The following is a 17196-nucleotide window of genomic DNA, read 5'->3' as shown; positions in this document are numbered from 1 at the left end:
GTTTAAACGTTAATATTATGAGAAAATATCAACAATTATACCAAAAAGAAAAATCCCGTTACATTGCTGTAACGGGATCTTTAAATATATATGGAAATATCTTTTACTCTACTTTAAATGTAATAGGTAATCCGTAAGGTACATTTACTGCTTTACCTCTTTGTCTACCTGGTTTCATTTTAGGTAACTTAGCAATAATACGCTTAGCTTCCTGCTCTAATTTAGGGTGTGGTGCTCTTGCTTGAATATTTACAATATTACCAGTCTTGTCAATCTTAAACCCTACGTTAATTCTTTTAATACCACTATCAAGACCTAAATCCTGTGCTAAGTCAGCATTAAAATTCTTTCTAACAAATTTTCCGATTTTTTCAGACATACACTTTTTCTTTGCGTCATTGTTTCCAGCACCTTCACATCCTGGATACACTGGTACGTTTTCAATAATAGAGAACGGTACATCTACATCTTCTTCAACTTCTTCAACCTCTACATCCGCAACTTCAATTTCCACAACTTCTTCTTGAGTTGTTTCTGTAGACATTACTTCTGTTTCCACTACATCTTCTTCATCTTCTACTACCTCAATAACTTCTGGAGCTGCTGGTGGTGGTGGTGGTGGTGGTGGTGTATTCAAAATCTCTGTAATTGGCACATCATCCTCATCATTATCATCAAACACTAACATTCCTATATCAATATCGGACTTATCAGTTGTCGTGTAATTAAGTGTTACGTAAGATAGAAAAAGCATTAAAGCTAGTCCTACTGCCACGTAAAGAGAACTGTTACGTCCTACATTTGCTTTTGTATTTTTTTTAGATTCCATATCTTTTTTGTTTACTGAATGCTAAAATAACTATTTATTTGTTAAAAAAACAAGCTATTAGTCGTTTTTAACTTTACTCAGTGTTAGTAAATTAATAATTAAGACCGCAATAAGCGCACCTACTACATTGGCAATAACGTCTTTATAATCGGCTTGCCTACTTTCTGTTAGTGTATGCTGTAATATTTCAATTACTATGCCAAATAGAAAAGCGCTTATAAAAGCCATTTTCAAGGCTTGTTTCTTACTTTTATTTAAATAAAAATAAAAGGATAAAAACCATAACCCAACAAATATAAAATGTGCTATTGCGTGATTAACTTTATCGTTGTTATCAGGTATGATGGAAATATCAGGTATAGTTGCTAAACTTAACACTATTATAACCACAGTATACCCTAAACTGATAAATGGCAACAGTTTACGCACCAATAAGAGCTTTGTAGTCATCAGCAGACATTAAACCTTCTAATTGAGAGGCATCTGTCACTTTTACTTTAACCATCCAGCCTTCACCATAAGGATCAGAATTAACTTTCTCTGGTTCGTCTTCTAAAGCTTCATTAAAAGCAACAATCTCTCCTGAAACAGGTAAAAATAAGTCAGACACAGTTTTAACTGCCTCTACTGTACCAAATACTTCTTCTGCTTCTAACGTTTCGTCTAAAGTCTCTACTTCAACGTATACGATATCTCCTAACTCACTTTGTGCAAAATCTGTGATACCAACTGTAATTTGGTCTCCTTCTATTTTAATCCACTCGTGATCTTTAGTGTATTTTAAATCTGATGGTATGTTCATTATATATTTTTTAATTGAGTTACAAATGTATTTAAATGAACGTTAAGTTCAAACATTGAAATGCTAATTTCCAAAATTATATCTTAATGTCATTCCTGAACGAATAGTTGTTTGTGGAAAAGCAGTAGAAATAGCATATTCTGAGAAGGTATAATCAAAATAGAATAAGCCTGTTAGGTTTTTACTAAACGCATATTCCGCGTTATATTTAAGCCCCCAAATAGTTTGTCCATTTGTAATTTGATTATTATCCAAATCCAAATAACGAATAATTGTTTTGTTATCTCTAACAGAAACATCAGCAGACATAATTAAATCAGACACGATTTTAGTTTTAGTACCAGTTAAATTTGAATTAAAAGTTACATCCTTAATACGATATCCTAAACCAACGACATATTCATTCCCTGATATTTCTGTCATTAAATTATTGTCAAAACTTAATGACAACATTCTATCTTTTCTCATTTCTAACAAGACTCTAACCGAATTTTTCATTTCCATATCAAAACGGAATAATGGGCTAAACATCTCTGTTAGTGTTACACTACTATATAAATGTTCGCTTTTAAAGTTTCCTGCTTGATCTAAATCTTCATTTGGTTGCGAATCATAATCCAATCCATAATCAATACCATCAAAATCAAGATTAGTTCTAAACTGACCAATACTATAGCTTGAACGGTATCCATGTGTTAAAGAGAAACGTTTAAATTTTTTCTTAAACCATTTCATTTTCATGAAACCAGAATATTTAATATCCCAGTTTGGAATTGGTACATTTCTTAACGCTCCTAATTTAGTCTTCTTAGAATCTTGACCTGTGTAAGCACTTACAAACGCCGGTAGTAATACCTGTTGACTAGTTTTACCGAATCCTTTAGGATGACCATCTGCATCAACATCATCCGGATCTGAACCGTTTTGAACAGCTAAACGTCGTGCTATTTCTAATCTATTTTCTCTAAAATCGTTAAATGCCTGAGATCCCGATTCATCACTCTTACCAAATGCTGTTGGTAAAGTAAATGATGAGATACTAAAGTTTCCATAAGTATTAGGTGTTAATGATAAATACTCATCATTCTCAATACGGTAGTTTTCTGTATAGTTTTCGGCATACGTTCTAAACCCAACTAAATCAATTTTAAAATCATTAAACGGTTCTAAGTTTGCAGATAAATCTAATTGCTTTGTTTGGTTAGTTGTGTATTGTTGATTAAAATCTGGAAATACAGTTAACCATCCATTTCTTGCTGCTAAATCTCTAACATCACTTTGACTTCCTAAGGTATAACCTACCGTAGGTTTAGCTGTTCCGAAAAATCCAGGTGTCTGCAAGTAACCAGGCAAATACGTACCGTTAGTTTCACTATAAACTGCTTGTATTCTTTTTACTGAAGTTAATAAACCAATTCCAACATCACCAATTTTAGAACCAATACCACTACCCTTCTTTTTTGTAGTTGCCTCTGCTTTTCCTTTTGCAGTAGTTGGTGGCGCACTATTTCTAGAACCTCTAGCAACTTTATTTGTTTTTCTTTTCTTCTTTGTAGTAATACCTAAATATTTATACAACTTATTCATGTCTAAAGTTGAATTAATATTATGTGTGTTTCCGTTAGAAATAGTGTTTCCTAGGTTGTATGTGTTACCATCATCCCCGACAAGGTTTCCAAATAAATCAGACCCTTTTTGCCATTGGAATAACCCTGAATAAGAATACGTCGCTCTAATAAAACTTAAAGTTGGAATTTTATTAAATGGCAACTCATAATTAATCCCTATTTGTTGTTGTTGACGATTTGGATCTCCAAAATCAAAGAAGCCATCCCAAACATCTAATAACGGATCTGGTTCTCCATTAATAATATTGTCTTTAAAATAGTTTCTTACAATATTATTATTTGCTGAAGAATAAGTGACTTGAAGCGACTTTGTTAAACTCCAATTAACATTGTATTGATAATCAAATGTGTAATTTCTTCTATACAATTCTTCTAATCCAATGTTACCTTCTGCTAAATCTAAATCTCTAAATTTTTGACGATTAAACTGTCTGCTTAAATCTGAATTTACTGTAAAACTAGATGGTAAGGCATTAAAGTTTAAATCTTTTAAGAACTTCCAATATTTACCTGTAAATAATGAATCATTTTTCTTGAAAGGCTCGATAATTTTAGGTTCAAAATTATAAGCATAATTAACACCTGCTCTTACTTGTTTATCAACAGCTCTTTCTATTTCAAAATCGCGATGTTCTAATTTATTATAAGAATAGTTTAATGTTAGATTTTCCACGTCATAGAAACGCGGTTTACTATCTCCAGTTCTAGATTTTTTAACCCCTATAAAGTTTATGCTTTTACGCTTAGTATATTCTTCTGACTGTTCTAGTATTTGCTCTCTTTCTAAACTGGTTTCGGCTTCAGCCAAACGCGTATCTAACTCGATATCCTCGTATTGCTGATCAAACTTAGGCGTTATAACCTCTACTCCTTGACCGTAACTGAATGGGATTTGAATTCCCCATTTTTTTGGTAATAACTGACCAACATTTACATTGGTTAATACATCGTATTGTTTTACATCTTCCAAACTACGCTCGCTTGGACCTTGACTAACACTACCAAATCCAGCTGTACTCATTCTACCCGTTGCACTAACACTTGCAAAATCTGCTAATTGTGTATCTACTGTTACTATTGCTGCCCAACCGCCTTCGTTATCTAACTCTGATAAACGTAACTCGTTAAACCAAACCTCTCCACATTGTACAACCTGTGTTCCGTTTTTTACACCAACCATTAAAGTTCTTACATCTCCAAAATTAGGATTTCCTTTAATAGCTACACGTTGTTGTCCTGTTACATATCCTCCATATTGGTCGGGTACTGGTAAAAGATCACTACCAACAACATCATAAAAATTAGCAGTACCATCTGCTAATGTTTGGTTAGTAATTCCTAAAGATTTAATACGTTGTAAAACTTCTAAATCAATATTTATCTCATTGGCTTCAGGCCAATATGCTTCTGCTGTCGCACCTCCATTATACACTTGTAATGGTACTTCTATTTGATAATAATTATCTGTTAAATCGTTACCCATTCTGATAAAACCAACTAAATCATTATCTGTTAAACCAGGTGTTTCTCCATCTCTAGCGTGCATAAACATACGTAGCTTTTTATACTGACGCATATCTATATTAATGTTTTTAAATACGGCTCTAGAGTCTTTAACGTTTAAATCACAAACATCAACAACAAGAGCTTGTTCGTTTTGTCTTACAATAGTGTTATTATTATTTAATCGTTCTGGAACAACACTAGGTGGCGACACATAACTTCCATCATTTTCTTGTGTACTAACTGCACCAACAGTAAAATCTGTATCATCAAAATCTAATGGTGTTGGCCCACCATCTAAGGCTAACTGGTAACGTCTCCAATCACTTCTAACTAACTCTAAAGAACCAAATCGTAAAGTTGTACTTTGATCAAACCCATTTAAATAAAGTCTTGTAAATCTAATAGAACGTAAATCCGTAATTCCATTTACAACAAACTCATCATCCGTGCGGATCGGAATTCTAAACTGGTACCATTTTGGATATACTGTATCACCATTAGGTAATACTCTAGGATTATTATTATCTGTTACGTTTTTAGTATCAACAATATATTCGTTATCAATATTTAAAGTGGCAGGCGTTATTTCAACTTCATACTCAAAATAGCTATCAATAGTATTCATTGTATTATCTCTATTGACATCCTCTACATCGGGTTGAGTTGTAGACCCTCTATTGGTATCACTAAATGTATCAGGTGAATTTCCATCTAATCCATTGTACAGTTTATATCTCTCAAATAAGTTACCATCTCCATTTAAATAGTAATTATAATTATCGTTGGCTGGATCCGGCAAACCTGCAAAACCTGCTGGAAAATTAGCTGCCTCCTCAGCATCATTGTATCCATCAAAACCGACATCCTGATTTGTACGCTCTTGACCATTTGTATCAAATGCATAAATTAAAGCTTGGTTTTGTGGCACTACAGAGTTAAAATCTGTTTGTGGTAACAAACTAATGTTACCATCTTGAGGTAAACCATTTTCATATTGTTTACGACCATCCTTAAGTACATCTTCAGAAATATTACCTAAATTAATAAATAATTTACCTCCTTGATTTGATGCATTTTCTTGAAAAGGATCTTGTAACCAAAACTCCACATACTCAACATTTGCTTGTTCAAAATCCGTTGATGTTATTTGACGCGTCACCCCTGCCCAACTTGCTGTTGGATTGGAGATTGTTCCACTTTCTGTTCCTGGCTCAAAATTATAAGGTCCACGTTCTTGTGGGTAATACGATAAATCTAATGTGTTTAAAACAGAGGTTTGTCCTTGTGCAATGTCTTGTTCAGGAAACAACTCATTAACAAAAACACGACTAGTATATAAACTAGACATATCGTCGTCTGAAATTCCTGAAGGACGCTGACTTCCATAAAAAATTGGATCAATAGTATACCAGTTAAGCATTGCTCTACCGTATCCGTTTTCGATACCATTATTATCAAAAGAACCAGTTCCATTTATATTTAGAGGTCTACTTGAAATGCTCCAAGATTGAGCAGACTTAAGATCTATTCCGTTTTGTGTTCCTTCAAAATCATCTATGTAAGCAGTTGCTTCACCATTAAAATCAGTACCTTTTGGAGCACCTGGCAACAAATAAGCAAAATCTCCTCTAACAGAAATGTTAGATGGCGCATCCGTATCAATATTTGGAAGTTTATTTACTAAGCGTGATAAAAATGGTAATTCTGAAGAAAAATTAGCATTCAACCCAAACATTGTATTATTGATAGGCTCGCTATTGTAATTTGCTTTTTGAGTAATTGGACGTTCATTTAAATTTAAATAAGTGGCTCCAACTACAAACTTTTCATTAAACTGATGTTCTACATTTAAACCTGTATAACGTTTTGTTTGTTGTCCGAAAATAGAATTGTTTTCAGTAGAAACTTGAATAGGAATGTTAGATGCTTTTAAACCTTCGTCAATTATATAAACACGTCCTAACTGATAATTTACTGTATAATCCTGTCCTTCTACTAATGTACGTCCTCCGGCAGTAACCTGAACAGATCCTCTTGGCACGTTAAACCCACCTATAGGAATCCCATCTCCACCCGAAGATTTATAACGTCCTTTTATTAAAAATTTATTTTTCTGACTTTCATCTAAGGCAGCTGTTTTAGTTGCTTTATATAGTAAATCATAAACATACTTTTCTTGATTGGCATTGGCATAAGTATCGCCCTCATAATCCGTCGCGTTATTTCCTGCATTAGAATCATTATCTAAAACATCAAATAAATAACGTCCAAAAGGCTCGACCTTGGTAAACACAATCTTACCATTTGTTGGTATTACTGTTATCCCTGAAACAAAGTCAAAAAATCCATCACCGTTAGTTTGCGGATCATTATTATAATTTAATCTATCAAAATTAAATAAACGTAATAATGTTGTTTGCTCAATTGCTTCTCCATTAAAATCGACTCCAAATGGTGTCCCTTCTACTGGAGTAATATAATTTAAAGGTGCAGATTCGTTATAAAATATATTAAGTTTAAAATCTTCTTGTGTTAATTGGTATGCGCCTGTGTCATACACGTTTTTCATCATCAAATCCCAAATAGGCTGAGAAACACTAGTAATACTACTTTTTAACAGTTTTAGTACTAAGGCGTTATTGGTAACGTTTATAACCTGACCTGAACTATCTACATCCACATCCGTTGCACCAATACCATCATTAGCAAATTCTCCAACTTGAAACACTTGCCCACCAACCGTATATTGGTATGCTACTGCTAAAACTTCGTCATTATTAAGACGTTGATTTAACGAAATGTAACCCAACTGAGTATTTAAAGTAAATTCTTGTCCTTCAGTTAATTTTCTAGTATTTTCTTGTTTAGCATAATCAAAACCTTCATTAAAACCTGAAATTGAAATACCATTTTGAACCGTAGCAATATCTCTTACTGCGTTATTTAATTGTGATCCAGCATTACCAATATTGGTTGGATCTAGACCGTTATTTCCGTTATCCGGAAATGCATTTGGACCACCCGTAATTGCAACGCCAGGATTACCCACAACACTAGTTTCTCCTAAATCTTGGAAAGCCACAAAGTTTCTTACATTTTCAGTACGATTACTTCTATTAGTTACCCAAGCTTCAATTCTTGTAATTTGAATATTATTATTTATAAAAGGATAATTCTCTAAAGCTTTATCATAATTATTACGGAAGTATTGTCCTAAGAAAAAGTGACGATTCTCATCATAATCTCTAATAAAAAACTCAAACTCATCAATAGTACCACCACCTTCTGCAGTTACCGATCTAGCGTCTGAACGTTGGTCAGAAAAGACTCCAGTGATAGTTGTCTTCCCAAATTTTAATTGTGTTTTAACACCAAATAAACTTTGTGCTCCAGAAATTAAAGAGTTATTAATTGGCATGCTAACGTTACCAACTTCGATTTTTTGAATAATATCATCCTCTGTAGGTGCGTATTCTAATTTAATTAAATTCTGAAAATCAAAAGTAGATTGTGTATCGTAGTTTGCATTAACTTGTAATCTAGATCCAACTTTACCTAACATACTTAAACTAATACGCTGGTCAAAATCAAAAGAAAAGTTACGTCTATTTCTGGGTGAAAATGAGGGATTATCTTGTTTTGTAAACAATACACCCAAATCCATTTCTACGGTACCTTGTGGTACTATTGAAATTGGACCTTCACCAAAAATACTTTCAAAAAAACTAGAGTTTACATAAAACTCAGGAATAAGATTTTTTTGAGCCTCTTCTGAGCCTCCTTTTTTACCTTCGTAAGCATCAATTTTATCTTTGTAATAGGCCTTTTGATTTTGTCTTGCAACTAAATCCTGATACTCCTGTGGTGATAAAATTACAGGGTAATTGATATTAAACTGTCCAACCGACTCTGTATAGATATAACGATCGGTTACCGGGTCATAAGTATATTTAGATTCAATACTAGTTGGGTTAGGCATATTAATAGTCCCAAGACTAAAGCCTGTACTAGTACTATCTTGCTCTGTTTGGTTATCGTCCTGTCCAAAAGACAAGGCAGACACTAACAATGCAAATGCAGTTAGAGAAAAATGTTTAAGGGATTTATAAAAACTAAGTTGAGCTGTCTTCAAAATATATTATAAATTTTTTAAGGCTAGTTTGATAATTGTTTCTACGTTAGCATCTGGTTGAGTCATGACAATTTTATCCACAACTTTTTCGGCTTGTTTTTTAACAAAACCAAGTACTTCTAAAGCTGATAACGCTTCATCTTTGCTTGTATTGTTCTTAGTAACAGAAACTTCATCAATATCATAGATTTTAAGGATCTTATCTTTTAAATCTATAATTACTCGTTGAGCAGTTTTTATTCCGATTCCTTTTATTGATTTAATTAATGCAACATCTTCGGTTGCTATCCCTTCTCTAATTTGTTTTGGTGTTAAAGAAGACAACATTGTTCGTGCAGTATTAGCACCAATACCGCTTACAGAAATAAGTAAGCGAAACAGCTCTCTTTCGGCTAAAGAAGCAAAACCATATAATGTATGCGCATCTTCTCTAATTTGAAGATGCGTATATAATTTTAAAGCTTCTTGTTCCGGTATTTGAGAATACGTATGCAAGGAAATGTTTAAAAAGTACCCAACACCATTACAATCAATAACGACATCCGTCGGATTTTTTTCTACTAATTTACCTTGTATATGTGTAATCATTCGTTTTTTTTTACTATTAAGCCTCCAAATGTAAGAAAATTATTTGTATCAAATAATGCTTCTATTTTTTAGCTTTTTGTTCTAACTTTTCTTTTTGCTGAGCATCAATAACCGCAATAGCTGTCATATTTACAATTTCATCCACGCTAGCATGTAATTGTAAAATATGCACTGGTTTGCGCATACCCATCATAATTGGACCAACTGACTCTGCCTTATTAAGTTCTTTTAATAACTTATATGTAATGTTAGCCGATTCTAAATTAGGGAAAATTAAAGTATTAACCTTTTTTCCTGCAAGTTTAGAAAATGGAAAACTATCCATTAACATTTGACTGTTTAATGCAAAATCTGTTTGCAACTCTCCATCCACTAGTAAATCTGGATGTCTTTTGTGCAAATAAGATACGGCTTCTCTTACTTTAGTTGCCGTTTGATCTTTTGACGATCCAAAATTAGAATATGATGTCATAGCCATTACTGGCTCCATTCCAAACATTTTAACCACTTTTGCTGTCATTTGTGCAATCTTAGTTAAATCTTGCGCTGAAGGGTTAATGTTAATAGCGGTATCACTTAAAAACATAGGGCCACGTTGCGTCATCATAACATTGGTAGTTGCAATTCTAGTAGAACCAGGTGCTAAACCAATCAGATCCAACATAGGTTTTACTACTGATGGGTAACTACGAGAATATCCAGAAATTAATGCATCTGCATCACCTTCGTTAACCATCATTGCAGCGTAATAATTACGCTCTCTCATTATTTTTTCTGCTAAAAGACTTGTAACACCTTTCCTTTTGTGTTGCTCCCAATAAATATTAGCATACTTATTTTTTTGTTCTAATTGTTCGTCAGACTTAGGATCAATAATCTCAACATCTGCATCAAACTCTAATTCTTCTTTTAGACGTTCAATCTCATCCTTTCTTCCTAATAAAATCGGAATTGCAATCCCCTCTTCATAAACAATTTGAGCTGCTTTTAAAACATCTATTGAGTCTGCTTCTGTAAAAACAACACGTTTAGGGTCTAATTTTGCTCTGTTTAATAATAATCTTACAATTTTATTATCATTACCTAATCTATCTAATAATTGCTCTTCGTATTTAGCCCAATCTTCAATAGGTTCTTTTGCTACTCCACTTTCCATTGCTGCTCGTGCTACTGCAGGAGGCACTGTTGCTATCAAACGTGGGTCAAAAGGTTTAGGTATAATATATTCTTTACTAAATGTCAAACGTGTTTCTCCGTAAGCAATGTTTACTTGTTCTGGAACTGCTTCTTTAGCTAAATCTGCTAACGCTTTTACAGCTGCCATTTTCATTGCTTCATTAATTTTAGTTGCTCTAACATCTAAAGCACCTCTAAAAATAAAAGGAAAACCTAACACGTTATTAACTTGATTAGGATGGTCACTTCTTCCTGTAGCCATGATAATATCCTTACGTGTTGCAATTGCTAAATCATATCCTATTTCTGGATCTGGATTAGCCATAGCAAATACAATAGGGTTTTTAGCCATTGCTAATAACATGGATGGACTAACAATGTCTGAAGTAGATAAACCAACAAAAACGTCTGCATCTACCATAGCCTCATCCAACGTATCAATTTTACGATGCGTTGCGAATTCTGCTTTTTGAGATGTTAAGTTATCGCGATCATTTCTAATCACACCCTTACTATCCAACATCACCACATTTTCGCGTTTTGCACCAAATGCTAAGTACAAACGCGTACAAGATATTGCTGCTGCACCTGCACCACTTACTACTATTTTTGCGTCTTCTATGCTCTTTTCTGAAAGCTCTAATGCATTTAATAATGCTGCTGCAGAAATAATTGCCGTTCCATGTTGATCATCATGCATTACAGGAATATCTAATTCCTCTTTTAAACGTCTTTCAATTTCAAAAGCTTCAGGCGCTTTAATATCTTCTAGATTAATTCCTCCAAAAGTTGGAGCAATCATTTTTACAGTTTGAATAAATTCCTCGATATTTTCTGTATCAACTTCAATATCAAAAACATCAATGTCTGCAAATATTTTAAAAAGCAATCCTTTACCTTCCATAACAGGTTTTGATGCTTCAGGACCAATATTTCCTAATCCCAAAACAGCTGTACCGTTAGATATAACTGCTACTAAATTTCCTTTTGCTGTATATTTATAAACGTTATTAACGTCTTTTTCTATTTCTAAACACGGTTCTGCTACACCTGGAGAATATGCTAATGCTAAATCCCGTTGTGTTGCATATTTTTTTGTTGGAATAACTTCTATTTTACCAGGTTTTGGCTTTGCATGATATACTAAAGCTTCTCTGCGTTTGCTTTGTTTGCTCATAATTCCACTTTAAATTTTAGTGAATTACAAATGTAAGGTTTTTAGAAGAAAAGAAGTTAGAAAAAAAGGGGTTTGAACGCAGTATATTTAATCCTAACGATTAACTATTTTAAAAAATCGATATTACGCTGTAACCCTGAAAATTTAGTACGTTTAACTGCCGATTTTTGAAACACTTTTTGAAACACATCTTCCGTAATCTCATCCCAATCCTTTTTAGTCATGTCTAACAATTCTGGGTGAGGATTAAAAAGAGGCTCACTATGTGGCTTAGAAAACTTATTCCATGGGCAAACATCCTGGCACACATCACAACCAAACATCCAGTCGTCAAATTGTCCTTTCATTGTGTTGGGTAATTGATCTTTAAGCTCAATTGTAAAATAACTAATACATTTACTACCATCTACAACATAAGGCTCTGTAATTGCTTGTGTGGGACAAGCATCAATACAAGCAGTACAAGTTCCGCAATGATCAGAAACAATAGTATCATATTCTAGATCTAAATCAATAATTAGTTCGGCTATAAAATAAAAAGAACCGACTTTCTGTGTCAATAAATTACTATGCTTACCTATCCAACCTAAACCTGATTTTGCTGCCCAAGCTTTGTCTAAAACGGGTGCAGAATCTACAAAAGCACGACCAGAAACTGCGCCTATTTCCGTTTGAATATAGTGCGTTAATTCTTTTAATTTAGATTTAATAACCTCATGATAGTCCTTACCATAGGCATATTTAGACAACTTGTAAGATTGATCTGATTGCTTTTGTTCTGGATAATAATTAAGAAGTAATGAGATTACAGATTTAGAATCATCAACCAAAAGGGTTGGGTCTAATCGTTTATCAAAATGATTTTGCATGTAACTCATTTGTCCATGCATGTTATTATTTAACCACTTTTCTAATCTAGGAGCTTCAACTTCTAAAAACTCAGCTTTACTAATTCCACAAGACAAAAAACCCAAACGCTTAGCTTCAGATTTAATAAGTTGCGTGTATTTAGATCTATTATTAATCACTTAATCAATTACCTTTTTACAAATTTTAAAAACGCATTTTTTGGTTTAAGGGTAATTAAGGGTGTGATCTCTATAGCATCAATTTTGGGTTCTATTTTATACTTTTTAAGTAATTCTGTAACAGCAATAATCATTTCAAACATTGCAAAATTATTACCTATACATTTTCTTGGTCCCGCACCAAACGGAAAGTATTGGGCAGAAAATTGTCGTCCACCATCCGCGAATCGTTCTGGCATAAAATCAATTGCATTTTCCCATAACTTTGGATGCCTATGGATTTCGTAAACCGAAAACAATAAGTTGCTTCCTGCTTCAAATTCCATATCATTAAAACTATCAGCTTCCACATTAACACGATCTATAAAATACGCCGGTGGATACAACCTCATGGACTCTTCTAATACTTGTTGACATACTTTAGACGAAGCAACACGCGTCATTAAATCTGCAGTATCTCCTCCTAAAGCTTGCCATTCTTGATATATTTTATCTTGCCATTCTGGATGTTTAGCTAATAATTGGAATGTAAATGTTAAAGCATTAGATGTTGTTTCGTGACCTGCTGTAAAAATGATTAAAATTTCATCAATAAGCTGCGCTTCACCCATGCCTTTACCATCATCATATCTGGTTTCTAATAGCATGTCCAACAAATCGTCATAACGTTTACCAGATAATTTTCTTTCTGCGACAATGCCCTTTAAAATGTATCTAGCTTCTTCAGATAGTTTTAGGTGTTTATTTAAAGCACCTCCAATTTTAAACCACCAAGCTAAATAAGGTTGTCGTAACTCTTTAACCAACATACGCTGATTAGCCTCCGTAATAAATTGAAGCCTATCCATATCCTTACTATTAGCAGCCTGAGTAAATAAAGATTTTACTACTGTTTGGAAAGCTAAATCATTAAGAATAGGAAATACGTCTATAGTTTTACCAACCTCGATATTATCAAATTCTGATATAATAGTTTCTTGCATTCCGCCTAATAAATTCTGCAATTGCTTTTTATGAAAAGCGGGTTGCATCATTTTGCGTTGTACTTTCCATTTAGCACCTTCGGAAGTCAATAAACCTTCACCAACATACTTTACCAAATCTACAGTCTGTATTTTAGACTTAACATAGTTTTTTTGATTCTTCTGAAGGACATATTGTGCGAAAGCTGCGTCACGACAAAAGTGTATTTTTGTATTGAAACCAACGTTAAGCTTAAAAATATCTCCTTTTAATTGAAAGTTTCGATTATGAAAAGGTAATGGGTTTTTAAGAATTTCTAATGAATGCTTAATGAACTTTAATAATGATACTTCAGGTATATTTTTCATTTATTCTTTAATCTTAAAATCCCTTTTGATGACTCACGATATACGAAAACACATTCAAAATATTATATTGGTTAAAATAACCCGCCTTGAATAGGGCCTTTAATTTTACCCAAATGTTTATACGCTAATTCCGTGACCTCGCGACCACGTGGTGTACGCATAATAAATCCTTGTTGTATTAGAAAAGGTTCGTAAACCTCTTCAATAGTTTCTGTACTCTCGCTAACTGCAGTTGCAATAGTAGAAATACCGACAGGACCACCTTTAAACTTATCAATTATTGTAGATAGTATTTTATTATCCATTTCATCAAGACCATAAGCATCCACATTAAGCGCTTCTAAACTATATCTAGCAATTTTAATATCAATACTACCATTACCCTTAATTTGTGCAAAATCACGGACGCGACGTAACAATGCATTAGCTATTCTAGGTGTCCCACGACTACGACCAGCAATTTCAATTGCAGCCTCCATAGATATAGGTACATTTAGTATTTCTGCACTACGTTGTATAATTGTAGTTAATAAATCCGTTTTATAGTATTGTAACCTACTTTGTATTCCAAAACGTGCACGCATTGGAGCTGTTAACAATCCTGATCTTGTCGTTGCACCAACTAAAGTAAATGGATTTAAATGAATTTGAACCGTCCTTGCGTTTGGGCCAGACTCAATCATTATATCAATTTTATAGTCCTCCATTGCGGAGTATAGGTACTCTTCTACTATTGGACTTAATCTATGGATTTCATCAATAAACAAGACGTCTCTTTCATCCAAATTAGTTAGTAAACCTGCTAAATCTCCGGGTTTATCCAATACAGGACCAGAGGTTACTTTTATACCAACGCCTAACTCATTAGCTAATATATTAGCCAATGTCGTTTTCCCTAAACCCGGAGGGCCATGAAATAAGGTATGATCCAATGCTTCGTCTCGTGCAACTGCAGCTTGAACAAAAACTTGAAGATTCTCCAAAACCTGATCTTGACCAGTAAAGTCATCAAAGGATAATGGTCTTAATTGCTTTTCTACATCAAATTCTTCTGGTGTAAAATTCTCGTTGGTTGGATCTAGGTTATCGTTCATTAAATTATTGTTGGATTCTGATAGTGCAATCAGCTTAAACAAATATAAAGAAAAAGCCTTTCCGAATTATCAGAAAGGCTTTTCAATATTATAGATAGATTTAAAAATCTAATGTTGTAATTCTTCTTCTCCTTCTTTAAGAGGAATATTTTGAGGAACAAAATCTTCATCGTGTCCTGGTTTACTATAGTCATAAGACCATCTGTATACGTGAGGAATAGCTCCTGGCCAGTTACCATGAACATGCTCTACAGGAGTAGTCCACTCTAAAGTGTTAGATCTCCAAGGGTTTTGCTCTGCTTTCTTACCGTAAAAGATACTAGCAAAGAAATTATAGATAAACACGATTTGGAAAATAGCTCCAATAATTGCGAAAATTGTAATTACTACGTTTACACTAGCTAAGTCATCAAACAATGGGAAGTTAGTGTTAGTATAGTAACGTCTTGGTAAACCTGCCATACCAATAAAGTGCATTGGGAAAAATACCCCGTAAGCACAAACAGCTGTTACCCAAAAGTGAACATAACCTAAGTTTTTGTTTAACATACGACCAAACATCTTAGGGAACCAATGGTAAACCCCTGCGAAAAAACCATATAAAGCAGATATACCCATCACTAAGTGGAAGTGAGCAATTACAAAATAAGTATCGTGTACGTTAATATCTAAAGCACTATCACCTAAAATAATTCCAGTTAAACCACCTGTAATAAAAGTAGATACCAATCCTATTGAGAAAAGCATAGCTGGGTTCATCTGGAGGTTACCCTTCCAAAGTGTAGTAATATAATTAAATGATTTTACTGCCGACGGAATTGCAATTAATAGGGTTGTGAATGTAAACACAGAACCTAAGAAAGGATTCATTCCTGAGATAAACATATGGTGACCCCAAACAATTGTAGATAAAAATGCAATTGCTATAATTGAAGCAATCATGGCACGGTATCCAAAAATTGGTTTACGTGAATTAGTTGCAATAATCTCTGAAGTAATACCTAATGCTGGTAATAATACAATATATACTTCTGGATGACCCAAGAACCAAAATAAGTGCTCAAATAAAACTGGAGAACCACCTTGGTAATGTAAAACTTCACCTTGAATAAATATATCTGATAAGAAGAATGATGTTCCAAAACTTCTATCCATTATTAACAATAATGCAGCAGATAATAAAACTGGGAAAGAAATAACCCCAATAATAGCTGTTACAAAAAATGCCCATATTGTTAAAGGTAGTCTAGTCATAGACATTCCTTTAGTACGTAAATTAATTACCGTTACAACATAATTTAAAGATCCTAATAAAGAAGATGCAATAAATATAGCCATAGAGACTAACCACATTGTCATACCTAAACCAGACCCCCCTTGAGCCATTGGTAATGCACTAAGTGGAGGATAAATTGTCCATCCAGCTGCAGCAGGACCTGCCTCAACAAAGAAAGAACATACCATAATAATACTAGATGTAAAAAACAACCAGTAAGATACCATGTTTAAGAATCCTGAAGCCATATCACGAGCTCCAATTTGCAATGGAATAAGTAAATTACTAAACGTACCACTTAAACCTGCTGTAAGTACAAAGAAAACCATGATAGTACCATGAATAGTAACTAATGCAAGATAGATATCTGCACTCATTACACCATCTGGTGCCCATTTTCCTAATAATGCTTTGAATAATGGATTTGACTCTTCAGGCCAAGCAATTTGCATACGCATCATGATTGACATTACTACAGCTATGATTCCCATTATAAGACCAGTAATTAAATACTGCTTAGCAATCATTTTATGATCCTGACTAAATATATACTTAGTTATAAATGTTTCTTTATGATGATGACCATGATCGTCATGTCCATGTTCTTCTACGTGTGCTGACATAATCTA

Annotated in this window: 10 protein-coding genes; all 10 read right to left on the bottom strand. The window is 33.6% G+C overall.

Translation table 11 applies throughout. The features are described from left to right. Positions 1–103: 103 nt before the first annotated feature. Positions 104–829, bottom strand: coding sequence for an energy transducer TonB (locus ACZ2G2_RS07855; RefSeq protein ID WP_090836374.1), 726 nt, complete (start codon positions 827–829; stop codon positions 104–106). A 57-nt stretch (positions 830–886) separates the two neighbouring features. After that, entirely contained in the window at positions 887–1279 is a 393-nt protein-coding gene (locus tag ACZ2G2_RS07850) for a VanZ family protein (protein WP_272022327.1), read from the bottom strand. Further along, positions 1251–1631, bottom strand: coding sequence for a glycine cleavage system protein GcvH (gene gcvH, locus ACZ2G2_RS07845; RefSeq protein WP_090836378.1), 381 nt, complete (start codon positions 1629–1631; stop codon positions 1251–1253). Before gcvH ends, ACZ2G2_RS07850 begins: the two co-directional genes overlap by 29 nt. 63 nt (positions 1632–1694) lie before the next feature. Then, complete coding sequence (gene sov, locus ACZ2G2_RS07840; RefSeq protein WP_470391749.1) at positions 1695–8897, bottom strand: T9SS outer membrane translocon Sov/SprA; 7203 nt, start codon at positions 8895–8897, stop codon at positions 1695–1697. Between the two features lie 6 nt (positions 8898–8903). Then, on the bottom strand, positions 8904–9485 hold the full coding sequence (gene ruvA, locus ACZ2G2_RS07835) for a Holliday junction branch migration protein RuvA (RefSeq protein WP_090836382.1): 582 nt from the start codon (positions 9483–9485) through the stop codon (positions 8904–8906). A gap of 61 nt (positions 9486–9546) precedes the next feature. Beyond that, on the bottom strand, positions 9547–11838 hold the full coding sequence (locus tag ACZ2G2_RS07830) for an NADP-dependent malic enzyme (protein WP_090836384.1): 2292 nt from the start codon (positions 11836–11838) through the stop codon (positions 9547–9549). Positions 11839–11942: 104 nt separating this feature from the next. Next, on the bottom strand, positions 11943–12866 hold the full coding sequence (gene queG / locus ACZ2G2_RS07825) for a tRNA epoxyqueuosine(34) reductase QueG (RefSeq protein ID WP_090836386.1): 924 nt from the start codon (positions 12864–12866) through the stop codon (positions 11943–11945). 8 nt (positions 12867–12874) lie between these two features. Next, positions 12875–14197, bottom strand: a complete 1323-nt coding sequence (locus ACZ2G2_RS07820; protein ID WP_470391748.1) for a cytochrome P450 — start codon at positions 14195–14197, stop codon at positions 12875–12877. A 71-nt stretch (positions 14198–14268) separates the two neighbouring features. Beyond that, positions 14269–15291, bottom strand: coding sequence for a Holliday junction branch migration DNA helicase RuvB (gene ruvB, locus ACZ2G2_RS07815; protein ID WP_090836390.1), 1023 nt, complete (start codon positions 15289–15291; stop codon positions 14269–14271). A gap of 108 nt (positions 15292–15399) precedes the next feature. After that, positions 15400–17190, bottom strand: coding sequence for a cytochrome c oxidase subunit I (locus ACZ2G2_RS07810; RefSeq protein ID WP_470391747.1), 1791 nt, complete (start codon positions 17188–17190; stop codon positions 15400–15402). Positions 17191–17196: the final 6 nt, after the last annotated feature.

The organism is Olleya sp. KKT75, assembly GCF_055635485.1.
The sequence above is the reverse complement of the archived record's forward strand: the minus strand, read 5'-3'. Positions and strand labels throughout refer to the sequence as shown.